Annotated in this window: 15 protein-coding genes; 7 read left to right on the top strand and 8 right to left on the bottom strand. The window is 63.9% G+C overall.

Going from position 1 to position 20,287, the window contains the following annotated elements:
• Positions 1–41 precede the first annotated feature (41 nt).
• From fabI to gloB, 8 genes are all read right to left on the bottom strand, one after another.
• Positions 42–839 (bottom strand): enoyl-ACP reductase FabI, encoded by a 798-nt coding sequence (gene fabI / locus OU419_RS12060; RefSeq protein ID WP_254473059.1) that lies wholly within the window; start codon positions 837–839, stop codon positions 42–44.
• Positions 840–862: 23 nt separating this feature from the next.
• Positions 863–2,476 carry an ABC transporter ATP-binding protein gene (locus tag OU419_RS12065; RefSeq protein ID WP_254473057.1) on the bottom strand — a complete coding sequence of 538 codons (1,614 nt, stop codon included), beginning with the start codon at positions 2,474–2,476 and terminating at the stop codon, positions 863–865.
• A 1-nt stretch (position 2,477) separates the two neighbouring features.
• Positions 2,478–3,497, bottom strand: coding sequence for an ABC transporter permease (locus OU419_RS12070; protein ID WP_254473055.1), 1,020 nt, complete (start codon positions 3,495–3,497; stop codon positions 2,478–2,480).
• A 4-nt stretch (positions 3,498–3,501) separates the two neighbouring features.
• Positions 3,502–4,584, bottom strand: coding sequence for a microcin C ABC transporter permease YejB (locus tag OU419_RS12075; RefSeq protein ID WP_254473053.1), 1,083 nt, complete (start codon positions 4,582–4,584; stop codon positions 3,502–3,504).
• Entirely contained in the window at positions 4,584–6,449 is a 1,866-nt protein-coding gene (locus tag OU419_RS12080) for an extracellular solute-binding protein (RefSeq protein ID WP_254473051.1), read from the bottom strand. Before OU419_RS12080 ends, OU419_RS12075 begins: the two co-directional genes overlap by 1 nt.
• The gene (locus OU419_RS12085) at positions 6,446–8,275 is read right to left on the bottom strand and encodes an extracellular solute-binding protein (protein ID WP_254473049.1); all 1,830 of its coding nucleotides are present in this window, start codon (positions 8,273–8,275) and stop codon (positions 6,446–6,448) included. Before OU419_RS12085 ends, OU419_RS12080 begins: the two co-directional genes overlap by 4 nt.
• A 115-nt stretch (positions 8,276–8,390) precedes the next feature.
• Positions 8,391–9,974 carry a LysM peptidoglycan-binding domain-containing protein gene (locus tag OU419_RS12090; RefSeq protein ID WP_254473047.1) on the bottom strand — a complete coding sequence of 528 codons (1,584 nt, stop codon included), beginning with the start codon at positions 9,972–9,974 and terminating at the stop codon, positions 8,391–8,393.
• 79 nt (positions 9,975–10,053) lie between these two features.
• A complete protein-coding gene (gloB, locus tag OU419_RS12095) occupies positions 10,054–10,830 on the bottom strand; it encodes a hydroxyacylglutathione hydrolase (RefSeq protein WP_254473045.1) in 777 nt (258 codons plus the stop codon).
• An 86-nt stretch (positions 10,831–10,916) separates the two neighbouring features.
• Between gloB and OU419_RS12100 the strand changes: the two genes are divergently transcribed.
• The 7 genes from OU419_RS12100 to OU419_RS12130 all read left to right on the top strand — a co-directional run bounded on the left by OU419_RS12100 (position 10,917) and on the right by OU419_RS12130 (position 20,263).
• Positions 10,917–11,678, top strand: coding sequence for a class I SAM-dependent methyltransferase (locus OU419_RS12100; RefSeq protein WP_254473042.1), 762 nt, complete (start codon positions 10,917–10,919; stop codon positions 11,676–11,678).
• Between the two features lie 11 nt (positions 11,679–11,689).
• The gene (gene rnhA / locus OU419_RS12105) at positions 11,690–12,133 is read left to right on the top strand and encodes a ribonuclease HI (RefSeq protein ID WP_254473040.1); all 444 of its coding nucleotides are present in this window, start codon (positions 11,690–11,692) and stop codon (positions 12,131–12,133) included.
• A gap of 65 nt (positions 12,134–12,198) precedes the next feature.
• Positions 12,199–12,936: a DNA polymerase III subunit epsilon gene (gene dnaQ, locus OU419_RS12110; protein WP_254473038.1), complete on the top strand. Its 738-nt coding sequence runs from the start codon at positions 12,199–12,201 to the stop codon at positions 12,934–12,936.
• Between the two features lie 180 nt (positions 12,937–13,116).
• On the top strand, positions 13,117–15,369 hold the full coding sequence (locus OU419_RS12115; protein WP_254473036.1) for an arginine/lysine/ornithine decarboxylase: 2,253 nt from the start codon (positions 13,117–13,119) through the stop codon (positions 15,367–15,369).
• Positions 15,370–15,463: 94 nt separating this feature from the next.
• A complete protein-coding gene (locus OU419_RS12120) occupies positions 15,464–17,650 on the top strand; it encodes a putative bifunctional diguanylate cyclase/phosphodiesterase (RefSeq protein ID WP_254473034.1) in 2,187 nt (728 codons plus the stop codon).
• Between the two features lie 228 nt (positions 17,651–17,878).
• Positions 17,879–19,222 (top strand): amino acid permease, encoded by a 1,344-nt coding sequence (locus tag OU419_RS12125; RefSeq protein WP_254473032.1) that lies wholly within the window; start codon positions 17,879–17,881, stop codon positions 19,220–19,222.
• A 228-nt stretch (positions 19,223–19,450) separates the two neighbouring features.
• The gene (locus tag OU419_RS12130) at positions 19,451–20,263 is read left to right on the top strand and encodes a crotonase/enoyl-CoA hydratase family protein (RefSeq protein ID WP_254473030.1); all 813 of its coding nucleotides are present in this window, start codon (positions 19,451–19,453) and stop codon (positions 20,261–20,263) included.
• The last annotated feature ends 24 nt before the right edge of the window (positions 20,264–20,287 follow it).

The following is a 20,287-nucleotide window of genomic DNA, read 5'->3' on the forward strand; positions in this document are numbered from 1 at the left end:
GCGAATGCGGCCTTTTTTCATTGGAGCCGGGAGGAAGTGGATCAGTCTTCCTCCAGCGGCCCCATTGCTGTGGTATTGAAGCCACCATCCACGTACAGGATTTCGCCGCTGATACCGCTGGCAAGGTCCGAGCAGAGGAATGCGCCGGCATTGCCGACTTCTTCGATAGTGACGTTACGGCGCAGCGGTGTTTGTCGCTCGTTGGCGGTGAGCATCTTGCGGAAGCTCTTGATGCCCGAGGCGGCCAGGGTGCGGATGGGGCCGGCGGAAATTGCGTTGACGCGAGTACCCTCCGGGCCGAGGCTGCCGGCCAGGTAGCGCACGCCGGCCTCAAGGCTGGCCTTGGCCATGCCCATCACGTTGTAGTTGGGTATGGTGCGCTCGGCGCCGAGATAGGAGAGGGTAAGCAGGCTGCCGTTGCGGCCGCGCATCAGTTCCCGACCAGCCTTGGCCAGAGCAATGAAGCTGTAGGCGCTGATATCGTGGGCGATCCTGAATCCGTCGCGGGTGGTGACCTCGGTGAAGTCACCGTCGAGCTGGTCCCCCGGGGCGAAACCAACAGAGTGAACGATGCAGTCCAGCCCGTCCCATTTATTGCCCAGTGCGGCGAACACTGCGGCGATGTCCGCGTCGTTGGCCACGTCGCAGGGGAAGCACAGCTCGGCGCTGGAGCCCCAGCCGGCGGCGAATTCCTCGACACGGCCCTTGAGCTTGTCGTTCTGGTAGGTGAAGGCCAGTTCCGCTCCCTCGCGGTGCATCGCAGCGGCAATGCCCGAGGCGATGGACAGCTTGCTGGCGACACCTACGATCAATACGCGCTTGCCTGCGAGAAATCCCATGTTCGCTTCCTCTTCCTGGTGGCTCAGTGAGCTTCTGCGGGAGCCATGAAGGCGGCCTCCAGCAGTTGCTGCGTATAGGCATGCTGCGGGGCGGAGAAGACCTGCTCCGCCGTGCCCTGTTCGACAACCTTGCCCTGGCGAATCACCATCAATTGGTGGCTCAGCGCCTTGACTACTGCAAGGTCGTGGCTGATGAACAGGTAGGTCAGGTTGTACTTGCTCTGCAGGTGACGAAGTAGCTCCACGACCTGGCGCTGCACCGTGCGATCCAGCGCCGAGGTGGGTTCATCCAGCAAGATCAGGGCGGGTTTGAGTACCAATGCCCTGGCAATAGCGATGCGTTGGCGTTGACCGCCCGAGAACTCGTGAGGGTAGCGATGGCGGGTTTCGGGGTCGAGCCCGACTTCCCGGAGTGCGTCGATAATCGCCTGCTCTCGTTCCTCGGCGTTGCCTATGCCGTGGATTTCCAGCCCTTCGCCGACGATCTGGCCGACTGACATACGTGGGCTGAGGCTGCCGAACGGGTCCTGGAAGACCACCTGCATCTCGCGGCGTAGCGGGCGAACTTCCGCCTGGCTCATGTCTTCCAGCGCCTGGCCTTCGAAGCGGATGCCGCCCTGGCTGTTGATCAGTCGCAGGATAGCGAGGCCTAGAGTGGACTTGCCCGAGCCGCTCTCACCGACGATGCCCAGGGTCTGCCCGCGGGGCAGGGTGAAATCGATGCCGTCCACAGCCTTGATGTGGTCCACAGTGCGGCGGAATACGCCTTTCTTGATCGGGAACCAGACGCGCAGGTCATTCACGTCAAGCAGCACCGGGCCGGGTGGGTTGTCGGCAGGGCCGCCACGTGGCTCGGCACCCAGAAGCTCGCGGGTGTACGGGTGCTGTGGCGACTGGAACAGTGTTTCGCACTCCGCCTGTTCGACGATGTGCCCATGCTGCATGACGCAGACGCGATGGGCGATGCGTCGAACCAGGTTGAGATCGTGGGTGATCAGTAGCAGTGCCATGCCCAGACGCTGCTGCAAGTCGCGTAGCAGATCGAGGATCTTCAACTGCACGGTGACGTCCAGTGCGGTGGTCGGTTCGTCGGCGATCAGCAGTTCCGGCTCGCAGGCCAGAGCCATCGCGATCATCACCCGCTGTCGCTGGCCACCCGAGAGCTCGTGGGGGTAGGACTTCAGGCGGCTGGCCGGATTGGGTATGCCGACCAGGTCCAGCAATTCCAGGGTACGTGCCCGAGCCTGGCCAGCGTTCATGCCCTTGTGCAGCGCGAGGACCTCGCCGATCTGCTTCTCGATGGTGTGCAGCGGGTTCAGCGACGTCATCGGCTCCTGGAACACCATCGCTATGCGGTTGCCGCGGATGCCGCGCAGCTTGCTTTCCGGCAACTTGAGAAGGTCCTTGCCGGCGTACAGGATACAGCCGCTGGGATGGCTGGCCGTGGGGTAGGGCAGCAGGCGCAGGATCGAGTGGGCCGATACCGATTTGCCGGAGCCGCTCTCGCCGACCAGGGCCAGGGTTTCGCCCTTGCGGATGTCGAAGCTGATGCGCTCGACCGCGTGGACCGTCTCGTTGCCGCAGAGGAAGTCGACCGAGAGGTCGCGGACTTCGATGAGGTTGTCGGTTTGGGTCATCTCACTTCCTCGGGTCGAAGGCATCACGGGCGGCTTCGCCGATGAACACCAGCAGGCTGAGCATTACTGCCAGCACCATGAAGGCGCTGATGCCGAGCCAGGGGGCTTGCAGGTTGGACTTGCCCTGGGCGACCAGCTCGCCCAGCGACGGCGCACCGGCGGGCAGGCCGAAGCCGAGGAAGTCCAGCGAGGTCAGGGTGCCGATGGCTCCTGTGAGGATGAAGGGCATGAAGGTCAGCGTGGAAATCATTGCGTTGGGCAGGATGTGGCGGAACATGATCGCGCCATTGCGCATCCCCAGCGCGCGCGCGGCACGGACGTATTCGAGGTTGCGGCCGCGCAGGAATTCGGCACGCACTACATCCACCAGGCTCATCCAGGAGAACAGCAACATGATGCCCAGCAGCCACCAGAAGCCGGGTTGGACGAAGCTGGCGAGGATGATCAGCAGGTAGAGCACCGGCAGGCCCGACCAGATTTCCAGGAAGCGCTGGCCGAGCAGGTCTACCCAGCCACCGTAGAAGCCCTGCAGGGCGCCGACGGTGACACCGATAATCGAACTGAGCACTGTGAGGATCAGGGCGAACAGCACCGATATGCGGAAGCCATAGATGACTCGCGCGAGTACGTCGCGCGCCTGGTCATCGGTGCCGAGCCAGTTCTCGCCGCTGGGCGGTGACGGTGCGGGGACGCGCAGGTCGTAGTTGATGGTGTCGTAGCTGTAGGCGATTGGCGGCCACAAGGTCCAGCCGTTCTTCGCGGCGATCAGTTCGCGCATGTAGGGGCTCTTGTAGTTCGCCTCCATCGGAAACTCGCCGCCGAAGGTGGTTTCGGGGTAGCGTTTGGCGACTGGAAAGTACCACTGGCCGTCGTAGTGGATGGCGAGCGGCTTGTCGTTGGCGATCAGCTCGGCGCCAAGGCTTACGACGAACAGGATGAGGAACAGCCAGAGCGACCACCAGCCGCGCTTGTTGGCCTTGAAGCGCGCCCAGCGGCGCTGATTGATGGGAGACAGGCGCATCGGATTACTCCCGGTTCTCGAAGTCGATGCGCGGATCGACCAGCGTATAGAGGACATCGCTGACCAGCTTCATGATCAAGCCGAACAGGGTGAAGATGAACAGCGTGCCGAACACCACCGGGTAGTCGCGGTTCAGCGCTGCTTCAAAGCTGAGCAGGCCGAGGCCGTCGAGGGAGAAGATCACTTCTATCAGCAGTGAGCCAGTGAAGAAAATCCCCAGCAGTGCCGACGGCAGGCCGGCAATGATCAGCAGCATGGCGTTGCGGAACACGTGGCCGTAGAGCACGCGGCGCTCGGTCAGGCCTTTGGCGCGGGCGGTGACCACGTACTGCTTGCCGATCTCGTCGAGGAAGCTGTTCTTGGTCAGCAGGGTGATGGTGGCGAAGTTGCCGATCACCAGCGCGGTGATCGGTAACGCCAGGTGCCAGAAGTAGTCGCGGATCTTGCCGCCGACGGACAGCTCATCGAAGTTGTTGGATGTCAGTCCGCGCAAAGGGAACCAGTCCCAGTAGCTGCCGCCGGCGAACAGCACCACCAGCAGGATGGCGAAGAGGAAGGCGGGAATGGCGTAGCCGACGATGATTGCCGAACTGGTCCATACATCGAAGTGGCTGCCGTGGCGCACTGCCTTGGCGATGCCCAGCGGAATCGACACCAGGTACATGATCAGGGTGCTCCATAGCCCGAGAGAGATGGAGACCGGCAGCTTCTCGACGATCAGATCGGTGACCTTGGCGTCGCGGAAGAAGCTCTGGCCAAAGTCCAGGTGCACGTAGTTCTTGAGCATGATCCAGAAGCGTTCGGGCGCCGGCTTGTCGAAGCCGTACATGCGCTCGATTTCCTTCACCAGCTCTGGGTCCAGACCTTGCGCGCCGCGGTAGTGCGTGCCGGCCGAGGCGACTTCGCCGCCGCCGCCGGAGATGCGCCCGGTGGCGCCGCCGCTTGCGGCGTCGAAGCCTTCCAGCTTGGCGATCATCTGCTCCACCGGACCGCCGGGGGCGGCCTGGATGATGATGAAGTTGATCAGCAGGATGCCGAACAGGGTGGGGATGATCAGCAGCAGTCGCCGCAGGATGTAGGCCAGCATCACTGGGCCCCTTGGACGACGGCTTCGTCTGCCGGCGCCGTGTCGGCGGCCTTGGCGTCAGTCTTGGTCGGCACTGCCTGGTCGCGGGCCTGCCACCAGGTCATCAGCGCGTAGCTGTAGGGCGGCAGATTTTTCGGGTGGGCGATGCGGTTCCAGTAGGCGATGCGCCAGTTGCCCAGGTACCAGTTGGGCACGACGTAGTGCCCCCAGAGCAGTGCGCGGTCCAGGGCACGGGCGTGGCGCACCAGGCTGTCGCGGGAGTCGGCGTTGATCAGCGAGTCCACCAGGGCGTCGATGCCGGGATCGCGCAGGCCGATAAAGTTGCGGCTGCCGGGCTTGTCGGCGCTGCTGGAGTGCCAGAATTCGCGTTGTTCGTTGCCCGGCGAATTGGACTGCGGCCAACTGCTGACGATCATGTCGTAGTCCCGCGAGCGCAGGCGGTTGACGTACTGGGATACGTCCACCCGGCGCAACTGCATGTCGATACCCAGTTCCGCGAGGTTGCGCTTGAACGGCAGCAGCACACGCTCGAAATCTGCCTGGGCGAGCATGAACTCGAAGCTCAGCGGCTTGCCATCCGGGTCGACCATCTTGTCGTTCTCGATCTTGTAGCCGGCATCCAGCAACAGTTGGTACGCCTTGCGCTTCTGTTCCCGGATGATGCCGCTGCCATCGCTGGTGGGCGGAACGTAGACCTGGGTGAAGACTTCCGGCGGCAGTTTTTCGCGCAGCGGCTCAAGGATTTTCAGCTCCTCCGCATCCGGCAACTGGTGGGCGGCCATCTCGGAGTTCTCGAAGTAGCTGCCGTCGCGCAGGTAGGAGCCGAAGAACAACTGCTTGTTGGTCCACTCGAAGTCGAACAGCTGGGTGATGGCTTCGCGCACACGCGGGTCCTGGAACACCGGGCGACGGATGTTGAAGACGAAGCCCTGCATCCCCCAGGGGTTGCCGTTCACCGGCTCTTCGCGAACGATGCGGCCGTCGCGCACCGCCGGGGAGTCGTAGGCGGTCGCCCAGTTCTTGGCGATGCGCTCGTCGTTGAAGTCGAACTGGCCGGCCTTGAAGGCTTCCAGCGCCACGGTGAGGTCCCGGTAGGAGTCCACCACCACCGCGTCGAAATTATTGAAGCCGCGGTTTACCGCCAGTTTGTCGCCCCACCAGTCCTTGACCCGCTCGTAGCGGATCGAGCGGCCGGCATCCACCCGTGCGATGCGGTAAGGGCCGCTGCCCAACGGCGGCTCCATGTTGGTCTTGTTGAAGTCGCGGGTTGCCCACCAGTGCATGGGCAGGATGGCGATCTGGCCGAGGATCAGCGGAAGTTCGCGGTTGTTGCCGTGCTTGAAGTCGAAGCGCACGCGCAGCTTGTCTTCGGCTACCACCTTGTCGACGTCCGCGTAGTAGTTGCGGTACATCGGGTCACCGTCCTTCATCAGGGTCTCGAAGGTGAAGACCACGTCTTCGGCAGTGACCGGCGTGCCGTCCTGGAATTTCGCTTCGGGGCGGAGGTAGTAGCGAACGAAACGGTGCTCCGGGTCCTTCTCGATCTTCTCGGCGAGCAGGCCGTACTCGGTGAAGGGTTCGTCGAGGGAGTGGAAGGTGAGTGTGTCGTAGATCAGGTTGATCTGTGGCGCAGAGTTGCCCTTGGCAATGAACGGGTTGAGGCTGTCGAAGCCGCCGAAATCGGAAAGCCGCAAAGTGCCGCCCTTGGGCGCGTCCGGGTTGACGAAGTCGAAATGCTTGAAGTTGGCGGGGTACTTCGGTGCTTCGTCGTAGAGGGTGATAGCGTGCTGCGGCGCGGCCTGTGCACTGCCCAGCAGTCCCAGCAACAGGCCGGCGAGCAGCGCGGCGCGTCGGGGGCTTTTCATAGGGAGTTCTCCTGATTTTTCTGCCACCAGGCACGCAGGCCCAGCGTGTAGGGCGGCGTGGTGACGAAGGCGAAGCGGTTGCGGTACGCCAGTCGATGTCGGTTCAGGTACCAGTTGGGAATGCTGTAGTGCTGCCACAGCAGCACCCGGTCGAGGGCGCGGGCGGCGGCTTCCTGCTGGTCGCGGTCGGTAGCGCCGAGAAGTTTTTCCAGCATCGCGTCCACCACGGGATTGGCGATACCCGCATAGTTCTTGCTGCCCTTCACCGCCACCTGGCTGGAATGGAAGTATTGCCACTGTTCGAGGCCGGGGCTCAGGGTCTGGGGCAGGGTCATCAGAATCATGTCGTAGTCGAACTGGTCCAGACGCTGTTTGTACTGGGCGCGGTCCACGGTGCGCAAGCGTGCATCGATGCCAATGCTGGCAAGATTTTCCCGATACGGCTGAAGTATCCGTTCCAGGCTGGGGTTGACCAGCAGAATTTCGAAGCGTAGCGGCTTGCCCGAAGCGTCCAGCAGTCGGTCGCCGGAGAGCTTCCAGCCGGCATCGGCCAATAGACCCAGGGCGCGCCGCAGGGTTTCACGGGGAATGCCGCGACCATCGGTAACCGGCAGCGCGAAGGGCTTGCTGAACAATGCCTCCGGCAACTGTTTGCGGTAGGGCGAGAGCAGCAGCCACTCCTGGCCCTGCGGCAGGCCGTTGGCGGAGAAACTGCTGTTGGGGTAATAGCTGGCAGCACGCACATAGGCGTCGTTGAACAGCGCACGGTTGGTCCACTGGAAATCGAACATCATGCCCAGCGCCTCGCGCAACCGTCGATCGGCGAACGTGGCGCGACGGGTGTTCATGAATAGCGCCTGGGTCTGGGTTGGAATCCGGTGCGGAATTTCCGCGCGGATCACCGCGCCGCGGCGTACCGCAGGGAAGCTATAGCCGTTACGCCAGTTCTTCGCCTGGTGCTCGATGTAGAAATCGAACTCGCCGGCCTTGAAGGCTTCGAAGGCAATGCCAGAGTCCCGATAGAACTCCACTTCGACGCGATCGAAATTGTACTTGCCACGGTTCACCGGCAGGTCCGCTCCCCACCAATCCTTGACCCGCTCGAATACCAGGCTGCGGCCGGGCGTTACGGCTGTGATCCGATAAGGTCCGCTGCCCAGGGGCGGCTCGAAGGTGGTGGCCTGGAAGTCTCGATCCTTCCAGTAGTGCTGTGGCAGCACCGGCATTTCACCCAGGCGCAGGATCAGCAGCGGATTGTTGCGGCGCTTGAAGACGAAGCGGATGCGCTGGGATGAGAGGATGTCGACCCGCTGCACTTCCTGCAGCGCCGTGCGGTACATCGGGTGCCCCCGCTTGAGCAGCGTGCGGTAGGAGAATGCCACGTCGTAGGCGGTGATCGGCTTGCCATCGTGGAAGCGCGCCTCGGAGCGCAGGTTGAACACCACCCAGCTACGATCCTCGGCGTACTCCACGCTGCGGGCGATCAGGCCGTAGCTGGAGGCCGGCTCGTCACCGGACGGGTCATACAGGCCGGTGCCGACCATCAACGGCTCGTTCAGCTCGTTGACGCCGTACTGCAGGAAGTCCGCGGTACTGATCGGCGGGCTGCCCTTGAAGGTGTAGGCGTTGAGCGTATCGAAGCTGCCCATTCCCATCAGCCGCAGCGTGCCGCCCTTGGGCGCCCTGGGATCCACCCAGTCGAAGTGATCGAAATTGGCGGGATACTTCAGGTCGCCGAATTGCGCATAGCCGTGGCTTTCGGTGATTTGTGCGAAGGCGGGCAGGCCGAAGATGAGGCCGAGGAGCAGGAGGGGCAGGCGACGCATCAGGCGTAGGATCCGATCCTGGGCTGGCGGGGCGAGTGGTCCCGTACAGTAGCAGCTTGTCCGTGCTGCAAGAAGTCATGGCGCCGGATCATTTGCATCCGGCGCCACGCGAGGATCAGCGGCTGGCGGTGTCGAGATAGAGCGTCAGGGTCTGGCCAGGCTTCAGGGCCTTGCCGCTGCGCGGGTTCCAGCGCTTGATGTGCTGCATTTCGACGTTGAAGCGCTTGGCGATCAGGTACATCGAGTCGCCTTGCTTGACCTTGTAGTAGGTCACATTGTCCTGCTTGCTCTTGCTGCGCGATGCCACCTGGGTCGCCGCGGTGGTGCCGCCCTGCAGCTTGAGCACCTGGCCCGGCTTGACGCCGTGGCTGCCCAGGTCGTTCCAGCGCTTGATATCGGCAACATCGACGTTGTTCTTCTTGGCGATCTGCCAGAGGTTATCACCGCTCTTCACGGTGTAGGTGCGGCTGGCGGTGCGTGCGGGAGAGCGCTCGACCTGCGCCAGTTGGCGCGGGCTCTCCGGCTCGATGACCGGGCGACCCGGCTGGCCGGGGATGACCAGTACCTGGCCATTGCGCAGGCGGTTTGCACTCAGGCGGTTGGCGGATTTCAGCTCGGCGACGGTCAGGCGGTAGCGCTGGGCGATGCTGTGCAGGCTGTCGCCCTTGCGAACGCGGTACTGCTGGGAGGCGACGATTTCCTGGGGCTTGAGCGTGGCGATGCTCGCGCGCAGGGTGTCGGCCTTGTCCATCGGCACGAGTAGGTGGTTCGCGGCATCGACGGTGATACGGCGTTTGAATGCCGGGTTGAGCTGGTAGAGCTCGTCTTCATCCAGGTCGGCGAGGGCAGCGACGCGCGACAGGTCAAGGCCCGGTTTCACTCGAATGGAGGTGAAGTACGGCTCGTTGGCGATCGGGTTGAGGCTGATGCCGTAGATATTGGGCGCCATCACCAGTTGCGACAGAGCCAGCAGTTTGGGCACGTAGTCCTGGGTTTCCTGCGGCAGCGGCAGGTTCCAGTAGTCGGTTGGCAGGCCGAGCTTCTGGTTGCGCTCGATGGCGCGGCTGACGGTACCTTCGCCGGCGTTGTAGGCGGCCAGGGCCAGCAGCCAGTCGCCGTTGAACATGTCATGCAGGCGGGTCAGGTAGGTCAGGGCGGCGTTGGTCGATGCGGTGATATCGCGACGACCATCGTACAGGTTGGTCTGGCGCAGATTGAAATGCGTGCCGGTGCTCGGGATGAACTGCCAGAGGCCGACAGCCTGGGCGCGGGATACCGCCATCGGGTTGTAGGAGCTCTCGATCACCGGAAGCAGGGCCAGCTCCAGCGGCATGTCGCGCTCTTCCAGACGCTCGACGATGTAGTGCATGTAAGGGCTGCCGCGCTCGCTGGCGTTTTCCAGGAACGACTGGTTGCTCATGAACCAGAGGCGCTGGCGCTCGATGCGCGGATTGGTGTCGATCTGGTCCTGCAACTGGAAACCGGAGCGCATGCGTTCCCAGATGTCGTTCTGGGACTCCGACCAGGCCGGATTGAACTGCACATCGACTGCGCGAGAGGCGTTGCGGGCCGGGCCGTCATTGTCGACCTGCTTGGTCGACTGGCAGCCGGCGAGACCGGCTGCCAGCAGCAGCACGGAGACTCGGATGGCACGAGCCAATGCGTCTAGATCGGAGGTCTTTCTGGTCTTTGGCGGCATTGGCTGATGACTGTGTCCGGGGCAAAAATTTCGGGGATTCTAGGAATCGCGCCAGCCCTGGTCAAGATTTCGCCAACCGTCAGAACTGATCCTTCCAGCGACGAATAGTCGCAAAAACCTCTTCGGGAGTGCGGATTTCCTGGCCATCCCGCTCGTCGGCTATTTTCTTAACGGATGTTTCCTGTACCCGCAGGAAGGGGTTTGTCGCGCGTTCCAGGGCGATGGAAGAGGGCAGGCTGATCCGTCCTTGTTCGCGCCATTGCCTGACCTGCTCGAAGCGCGCCTGTACTTCCGGGTTGTTCGGCTCCACCGCGCAGGCGAAGCGCAGGTTGCTCAGGGTGTACTCGTGCGTGCAGTAAACGCCGGTCTGACCGGGCAGCGCGGCCAGGCGGCTCAGTGACGCGTACATCTGCGCTGGCGTTCCTTCGAACAGGCGGCCGCAGCCTCCGGCGAACAGGGTATCGCCGCAGAACAGCAGCGGCTGGTCGGCGTCATGGAAATAGGCAATGTGGCCGAGGGTATGTCCTGGAACGTGGAGAATCTCGAAGCCCAGCCCGAGCACTTCGACGCGGTCACCGTCTTCCAGGGCGAGATCGCGCGCGGGGATATTCTCGCCAGCCGGGCCGAGCACCCGCGCGCCGGTATCGGCCTTCAGCCGGGCGACGCCGCCAACGTGATCGGCATGGTGATGGGTGACCAGGATATCGGTCAGCGTCCAGCCAGGATGGGCCTCGAGCCAGGCCAGTACCGGGCCGGCATCGCCCGGGTCGACCACCGCGCACTGGAGACGGGTCACATCCTGCAACAGCCAGAGGTAGTTGTCGGAAAAGGCGGGTAGCGCGTCTATCTGTATCATGGCCGGAAAGTCGCTAAGTAGTGGGCGTTGGCGCATAGTAGTGCGATTACGTACTTTTGTGTCGCGCGCTCCCGCAGGGGGTAGTGATGATCGAACAGGAACCTTTCGCCCAGGCCGACGCGGATTGGCTTGAGCTGATCGCCCAGGCACGTGACTGGCTCGCCGGGCCGATCGGCGGAATGATGCTCGCCGAAGAGCAGCAGTTGCTGATCGACGAACTGGAACGCTATTTCGGTGGTTATCTGGTGCACTACGGCCCCCACGCCGAACTGCCGGCCAGTACCGGCAACATCCAGCGCGGCGTGCGCCTCGGACCACCATTGCCGGGTGTCGAGATAGCCTGCGACGAAGCGGCCTGGCCGCTGGGCGAGCACGCAGCCGATGTCGTGCTCCTGCAGCATGGCCTCGACTTCTGCCTTTCGCCGCACCGCCTGTTGCGCGAAGCGGCGCGCAGCGTGCGCCCGGGAGGGCATCTGCTGGTGGTCGGGGTCAATCCCTGGAGCGCCTGGGGCATCCGTCATTACTTCGCCCGTGATGCCCTGCGCCGCGCGCGCTGCATCTCGCCGGCGCGGGTCTGCGACTGGCTCAATCTGCTGGGATTCGCGCTGGAGAAACGCCGCTACGGGTGCTATCGTCCGCCGCTTGCGTCGGCGGCCTGGCAGGCTCGCCTGGCCCGCATGGAGTCCTGGGGGCCGGTCCTGCAGGGTTCGGGAGCGGGCTTCTATCTTCTTGTGGCGCGCAAGCTGGTGGTAGGCCTGCGGCCGCTGCGCCAGCTCCGTCGGGAGCCGCGCGGCCAACTGGTGCCGCTGCCGGTGGCCAAGGTCAGCCGCCGCGATTCCGAGTCCTGAACACGAGCGATATGAGCGAAGAGAAAGTCGAGATCTACACCGACGGCGCCTGCAAGGGCAATCCTGGCCCCGGAGGCTGGGGAGCCGTGCTGTTCTACAAGGGCGCCGAGCGCGAACTGTGGGGCGGCGAGCCGGAAACCACCAACAATCGCATGGAACTGATGGCAGCCATCATGGCCCTTGCCGCGCTCAAGCGGCGTTGTGATGTGCGCATAGTTACCGACTCGCAGTACGTCATGCAGGGTATCACCGAGTGGATGGTCAACTGGAAGAAGCGTGGCTGGAAGACCGCCGCCAAGCAGCCGGTGAAGAATGCCGACCTGTGGCAGGCACTGGACGAGCAGGTGAACCGGCATAATGTCGAGTGGAGCTGGGTGCGCGGGCATACCGGCCATCCCGGCAACGAGCGGGCGGACATGCTCGCCAACCGTGGCGTGAGCGAACTGCCGCGCTGACCATCCAGATATCAGAGTCGTCCGGCTGAGCCGGGCGAACTTTCCGCAAGAAGGTTTCAAACACAATGCGCAGCGTCGTACTGGATACCGAAACGACCGGCATGCCGGTCACCGATGGCCACCGGATCATCGAGATCGGCTGCGTCGAGCTGGAAGGCCGCCGCCTGACCGGTCGGCACTTCCACGTTTACCTGCAGCCGGACCGCGAAGTGGACGAGGGCGCCATTGCTGTCCACGGCATCACCAATGACTTCCTGAAGGACAAGCCGCGTTTCCGCGAGGTTGCCGACGACTTCTTCGAGTTCATCAACGGCGCCCAGTTGATCATCCACAACGCGGCGTTCGACGTCGGCTTCATCAACAACGAATTCGCCCTGCTGGGGCAGTCGGAGCGCGCCGAGGTCAGCGACTACTGTTCGATCCTCGATACCCTGCTGATGGCCCGTGAGCGCCATCCGGGCCAGCGCAACAATCTCGATGCCCTGTGCAAGCGCTATGGCGTCGATAACTCCGGCCGCGACCTGCACGGCGCACTGCTCGATGCCGAGATTCTCGCCGACGTCTATCTGGCGATGACTGGTGGCCAGACCAGCCTGTCGCTGGCTGGCAATGGTGCGGATGTCGACGGCAGCGGTCGCGCGCAGGCCAGTGCGATCCGGCGCCTTGCCGCCGGTCGCGCGGCGACCCGGGTGATCCGTGCCAGCGAGGAAGAACTGGCGGCCCATATGGCGCGCCTGGCAGTGATCGAGAAGTCCGCTGGCGGCCCGTCGCTTTGGGTACAGATGGACGCCCCCAAGGAGTGATCGGCTCCGCTCGACGAAGAAGGCCCTGCGAAGGGCCTTCTTCGTTTCTGCGGCAGCGCCGGACCTGTCGGCGGTGCGACGTTTTCTTACAGGCGTCAGTCAAGAGCATTCCCCTACATTCTGTGAGTCCATACTCTGGTAAGGATCGACGTCAGCAGTTCGTCCGTTCAGGGGCTCACAATGTATAAAGACCTCAAGTTCCCCATCCTCATCGTTCACCGCGACATCAAGGCCGATACCGTGGCCGGCGACCGAGTCCGCGACATCGCCCGGGAGCTGGAGCAGGACGGTTTCAGCATCCTTTCCACTGCAAGTTCCGCCGAAGGACGAATCGTCGCCTCCACCCACCACGGGCTGGCGTGCATTCTGGTGGCCGCCGAAGGGGCGGGGGAGAACCAGCGCCTGTTGCAGGACGTGGTGGAACTGATCCGGATGGCGCGGGTTCGCGCCCCGCAGTTGCCTATCTTCGCCCTTGGCGAGCAGATGACTATCGAGAACGCGCCGGCTGAATCGATGGCCGACCTGCACCAGTTGCGCGGCATTCTCTATCTCTTCGAAGATACCGTGCCATTCCTCGCCCGCCAGGTAAGCCGCGCAGCGCGACGATACCTGGAAGGCTTGCTGCCACCATTCTTCCGCGCGCTGGTGGAGCACACCGCGCAATCCAACTATTCCTGGCATACGCCCGGCCACGGTGGTGGCGTCGCCTACCGCAAGAGCCCGGTGGGGCAGGCGTTCCACCAGTTCTTCGGCGAGAACACCCTGCGTTCGGATCTCTCGGTGTCGGTGCCTGAGCTCGGTTCGCTGCTGGACCACACCGGCCCGCTGGCCGAGGCGGAAGCACGCGCCGCGCGCAATTTCGGTGCGGACCATACCTACTTCGTCATCAACGGCACCTCTACCGCGAACAAGATCGTCTGGCATTCGATGGTCTGCCGCGACGACCTGGTGCTGGTGGACCGCAACTGCCACAAGTCCGTGCTGCACTCGATCATCATGACCGGCGCGATTCCGCTCTACCTCACACCGGAGCGCAACGAGCTGGGCATCATCGGACCTATCCCGCTCTCCGAATTCAGCCGCGAGTCGATCGCCGCGAAGATTGCCGCCAGCCCGTTGGCTCACGGCCGCGAGCCGAAGGTCAGGCTGGCGGTGGTGACCAACTCCACCTACGACGGCCTTTGCTACAACGCCGAGATGATCAAGCAGGCGCTAGGCGAGAGCGTCGAGGTGCTGCACTTCGACGAGGCGTGGTACGCCTATGCGGCCTTCCACGATTTCTACGCCGGCCGCTACGGCATGGCGACCAGCCGGCAGGACAATGGCCCGCTGGTGTTCACCACGCACTCTACCCACAAGATGCTGGCCGCGTTCAGTCAGGCGTCGATGATCCATGTCCAGGATGGCGGCGCGCGGCGCTTCGACCGGGCACGCTTCAACGAAGCCTTCATGATGCACATCTCCACCTCGCCGCAGTACGGCATCATCGCCTCCCTGGACGTGGCTTCGGCGATGATGGAAGGGCCGGCCGGGCGCTCGCTGATCCAGGAAACCTTCGACGAGGCACTGAGCTTCCGCCGCGCCCTGGCCAACGTGCAGCAGAACCTGGCCGAGGATGACTGGTGGTTCTGCGTCTGGCAGCCGCCGGGAGTGGAAGGTACCGACGAGGTGCGCACGCAGGACTGGGTGCTGGAGCCCAACGCCGACTGGCATGGTTTTGGCGATGCGGTCGAGGACTACGTCCTGCTCGATCCGATCAAGGTCACCCTGGCAACCCCGGGCCTGACCGCTGGCGGGCGACTGGATGCTCGCGGTATTCCAGCCGCGGTGGTCAGCCGCTTCCTCTGGGAGCGTGGACTGGTGGTGGAAAAGACCGGCCTCTACTCCTTCCTGGTGCTGTTCTCGATGGGCGTGACCAAGGGCAAGTGGAGCACCCTGGTCACCGAGCTGCTGGAGTTCAAGCGCAGCTACGACGCCAACCAGCCGCTGGCCGAGGTGCTGCCCAGCGTCGCCCTGGCCGGTGGCGGCCGCTACGCCGGCATGGGGCTGCGCGACCTGTGCGACGAACTGCACCGCTGCTACCGCGACCACGCCACGGCCAAGGCGATGAAGCGCATGTACACCGTGCTGCCGGAGATCGCCATGCGTCCGGCGGACGCCTACGCACAGTTGGTGCGTGGCGAAGTCGAAGCGGTGCCGATCGACCAGTTGGAAGGTCGTATCGCAGCGGTGATGCTGGTGCCATATCCGCCGGGCATCCCGCTGATCATGCCGGGCGAACGTTTCACCGAGTCCACCCGCTCGATCCTCGACTACCTGGCCTTTGCGCAGAGCTTCGAGCGCAACTTCCCAGGCTTCGACTCCGATGTCCACGGCCTGCAAGTGCGCGAGGTGGACGGCGAGCGGCGTTACACCGTGGAGTGCTGCAGGTAGCCCGGGCAGGGCGGGCCTGCCGGCGGTTTTGCAAAGTCCAACTATTCTTGTCGGAATCGGTACAGGGAGAAACGAGGAAAAAGGGAGGTTTCCCATGCGCTGCCCCTCGACGTTGCCGAACGAAAACGAGCGCCTGAGAGCGCTTTCCGACTATGGATTCGATGACGAAGCGCTGCTGCCCAGCCTGGACCCGGTGGTGCAGATCGCTGTCCGCATGTTCGGCATGCCGGCCGCGGCGGTGAACATGATCGGCAGCGACCACGTGTTCTTCGCCGCTGCCACCGGTGTGGGAGAAGTGGACATGGGGCGCGACGTTTCCTTCTGTGCCCACGCCATCAGCCAGGCAGAGGTGATGGTGGTGCCCGATGCCCGTCGTGACGGGCGCTTCCATGACAACCCGTTGGTCACCGGCTCGGCCGGCGTGCGCTTCTATGCTGGTGTTCCGCTGCTCTCGGTGGACGGCCTCCCGCTGGGGGCGTTGTGCATCATCGACAGGCAGCCCCATGAGGATTTCTCGGGCGACGACCGCGAGCGTCTGCGCGAACTGGCGCGCATGGCCGCCGACCGCCTGGAACTGCGCCGCATCGAGGTGGCCTCGGCGCGCACCCGGCCGTTGTTCGACGAATACGCCGGCAGCTCTCCGACGCCTGTGGTGTGGTTCGACTGCTGGGGGGAGATCGCTGCCTGGAATGAAGCGGCTGCCGGCCTCTACGGCTACTCGCTGGAAGAGGGCGCGGGGCAGTCGTTCGAGGCGCTGCTGCCTGAGCGCAACCGGGCCGCGTTTCGCAGCCTGATCAACCGCGCAATCGACGCCACCTCGCTGGACGGCATGGACGTCCCGGCGGAGATCACTGGCGTACGCAGCGATGGTTCCGAGCTGGCGCTGGGGCTCACGCTGTTCTGCTGGACGGAGAAGGGCAAGCTCAAGTTCGAGGCCGTACTGAAGGACCTGACCGTGCTGCACCAGGAGGAGCATGCGCTGCGCCAGTTGGTCAATGTCGACATGCTCACCGGCCTGGTGAACCGTGGGCGTTTCTATCGGATTACCGAGGATATCCTGGTGCAGTCGAGGCCCGCGGCGGTGCTGGTGATCGACCTGGACGGCTTCAAGGATGTCAACGATTCGCTCGGCCATGCCGTGGGGGACGGCATCCTGCGCGAAGTCGCCGCCCGGCTGGAGCGGCTGGCCAGTACCGGCGCCACGGTGGCGCGGATCGGCGGCGACGAGTTCGCTATCCTCGAATCCAACCTGATTTCTCCGGAGCAGGCGATGCGCCTGGCGCAGACGGCTATCAGCCGTATTGCCGAGCCGATCGTGATCGATTCCCACGAGGTGCGGGTCGCGGCCAGTTGCGGGGTTGCGCTGGCGCCACTGCACGCCCAGGAGGCCCTGGAGCTGGTTGGCGATGCCGATCTGGCTCTATTCAAGGCCAAGAGCAGCGGGCGCAGCCACGCCTTCGTCTTCGTGCCGGCGCTGAAAATGGAGGCGGCGGCACGGCATCTGTACGGCATGGAGCTGCACAGGGCAGTGGCCAATGGCGAGTTCCTGCTGTTCTACCAGTCGCAGGTCAGCCTCAAGGACGGTGCCCTGCGAGGCGCCGAAGCGCTGCTGCGCTGGCAGCACCCGCAACGTGGCCTGCTGTCGCCAGCGGCATTCCTGCCGTCCCTGGAAGGCGGGCCGCTGGCGGCGATCGTCGGCACCTGGATTCTCGACGAAGCCTGCGCCCAGGCTGCGTACTGGCGACGCAACGGTGCGCCGTATTTGCGTGTCGGAGTGAACCTGTTCGGCGCGCAGTTCCGCATGGGCAACCTGGTCTCCCAGGTGCTCGAAGCGCTCGACCGCCACGGACTCCCGGCCGAGGCGCTGGAGCTGGAAATCACCGAGAACATTGTGCTCAACCACGACGACGCGGTTCTCAATACCCTGCGAACCCTGCGCAGCCACGGTGTGGGCATCGCCTTTGACGATTTCGGCACGGGCTACGCCTCGCTCAGTCTGCTCAAGACCTATCCGCTGAGCCGTATCAAGATCGATCGCAGCTTCGTGCTGGGCATGCTGGAGTCCCAGCAGGATCTGTCGGTGATCCGCGCCATTCTCGACATGGCTCGCAGCTTCGACCTGGAAACCATCGCCGAAGGAATCGAGACCACCGCACAGCGAGACCGGCTGCGCAAAGAACGCTGCACGGAGGGGCAGGGCTACCTGTTCGCCAAGCCGATGCCGGCCAGTCAGTTCGAGCAGGCATTCGCTATCGGAGGCCGCCAGTTCGGCTCAGCCTGAGAGCACCAGCGGTGAAATTTCGCCGCGCCGATTGATCTGCGCGATGAATTCGTTCGAAGCCGATACGAACGCTGCGGAAACTGTTTCCTCCTTTGCCGTGCGCTGACTACCCTGTAGGGCAGATCGGAACGATACTTCCGGGCCGATAGGCCTTCACCGTGGCTGGCGCACGGCGCATCGGCACGGATAGGAACCAATTGAACAGGCCGCAGGCTTTAAGGAGTGCAGATGGCGGGAGCGAAAAAGGGCAGCATGGGGTTCTGGAGCTGCACCGCGCTGGTAGTGGGGAACATGATCGGTTCGGGAGTATTCCTGCTGCCGTCGAGCCTGGCGGCATTCGGTGGGCTCAGCCTGCTCGGCTGGCTGGTCTCGACCACGGGAGCCGTGATCCTGGCGTTCACCTTCGCCCGGCTGGCGCGACTCAACCCCGGTGCTGGCGGCCCGTACGCCTATACCCGCGACGGTTTCGGCAGTTTCGCCGGCTATCTGTGCGCCTGGACCTACTGGAAAGCCGCGTGGATCGGTAACGCCGCCATAGCGGTGACGCTGGTGGGCTACCTGCGGGTGTTCATTCCTGCGCTCGCCGACCCGATGTTGATGGTGGTCACCGCCATCGGTTCCATCTGGCTGTGTACCCTGATCAACCTGCGTGGTATCACCGCATTTGCCGTGGTGCAGAACTGCCTCACCGCGCTAAAGCTGATCCCATTGCTGCTGGTGGGGATTCTCGGCTGGTTCCACTTCAATCCCGACTACCTGAGCATTCCCGCGCCGAGCGAACTGCCGAACATGGGCTATGCCCAGGCCATCGCCACCACCGCGGCACTGACCCTATGGTCGTTCATCGGCCTGGAGTCGGCCACTGTGCCGGCCGATGACGTGCACGATCCGAAGAGGACCATTCCCCGCGCGACGCTGTTCGGCACTCTGGCCGCGGCTGCGGTGTACATCCTCTCGATCACCGCCGTGCAGGGACTGATGCCGCCCGAAGTGCTGGCCAAGTCCACGTCGCCGTTCGCCGATGCCGCGCGCATTCTCCTGGGCGAGTGGGGCTACTACCTGGTGGCTGCCGGTGCGGTGATCGCCTGTCTCGGCGCCCTCAATGGCTGGGTCCTGCTGCAAGGGCAGATTCCGGTGGCTCCGGCGCGCGACGGGCTGTTCCCGGAGTCCCTGGGCAAGCTCAACAAGAATGGCGCGCCGGGTAATGGCCTGCTCGCCTCGGGCCTGCTGGTCACCGCGCTGGTGATGGTCGACGGCCACGGCGACCTGGTCGACGTATTCAACGTCATCATCCTGCTCGGCACCATGACCGGCGTTGTGCCCTATGCCTTCTGCACCGCCGCGTTGCTGCAGCTGCTGGCAGTGAAGCCGGAGTCCTTCTCGCCGCGCTCGCGTCCGCAGGTGCTGGCAATCGGCTGCCTGGGCTTCCTCTACTCGCTGTGGGCGCTCTATGGCACCGGCCAGCAGGCGATCTTCTGGGGCTTCCTGGTGTTCATGGCGGGCATCCCGATGTACACCTGGCGGCAGTACCGTAACCGTGCCCAGGGGCTCCCCCTGGCGAGCGGGGACTGACTTTCCCGCGTTGGGCAGGCAGTGGACCTTGTCAGATCAAGCACTTGGTGGCTGTTCTGCGAGCCATTTCCAGCCCGGCGCCGTGGGCTGTGTCACAGTGCGCCGCATCGACTTTTACCTTTGCCTTGTTATAGTGACGCGTTTTTCAACACTATAAGAACCGTTGGCCCGGGTTCTCGCGGCGATCCGTCGTGGTGATGGACCGGGCATTTTCCGAGGATGCCCCCCGTGACCGAGTACAAAGCATTCCGCGTCGAACTGGCGGACAAGATCGCTCATGTGCAGATCAACCGTCCGGAAAAACTCAATGCCATGAACGCCGACTTCTGGAAGGAGATCATTGAAATCTTCCAGTGGGCCGACGACACCGACGAGGTGCGCGCCGTGGTCCTGAGCGGCGCCGGCAAGCACTTCTCCGCGGGCATCGATCTCGCCCTGCTGGCCCAGGCTGGCAGCCGTCTGGGCAAGGATGTCGGCCGCAATGCCCGTGCCCTGCGCAAGACCATCCTGGAGCTGCAGGGATCCTTCAACGCCGTGGACAACTGCAGCAAGCCGGTACTCGCTGCGATCCAGGGCTACTGCATCGGTGGCGGGATCGACCTGATCTCCGCATGCGACATGCGCTATTGCAGCGCTGACGCGCAGTTCTCCATCAAGGAAATCGACATGGGCATGGCCGCCGACGTCGGTACCCTGCAGCGCCTGCCACGGCTGATCGGCGATGGCATCATGCGTGAGCTGGCCTACACCGGGCGCAATGTCGATGCCGAGGAAGCCCGCCGCATCGGCCTGGTCAATAACGTCTATGCCGACCATTCCGCGCTGCTCGACGGAGTCATGGGGCTGGCCCGGCAGATCGCTTCGAAGTCGCCCATCGCCATTCGCGGTACCAAGGAAATGATCCGCTTCGCCCGCGACCACCGCGTCGAGGACGGTCTGGAATACATTGCCACTTGGAATGCCGCGATGCTGCAGTCTGCCGATCTGCAGACGGCCATGATGGCGCACATGAGCAAGAAGAACCCCGAGTTCGCCGATTGATGCCCATCCACTCTTCTTGCGCGC

Source organism: Pseudomonas triclosanedens (assembly GCF_026686735.1).
Classification (GTDB): domain Bacteria; phylum Pseudomonadota; class Gammaproteobacteria; order Pseudomonadales; family Pseudomonadaceae; genus Pseudomonas; species Pseudomonas triclosanedens.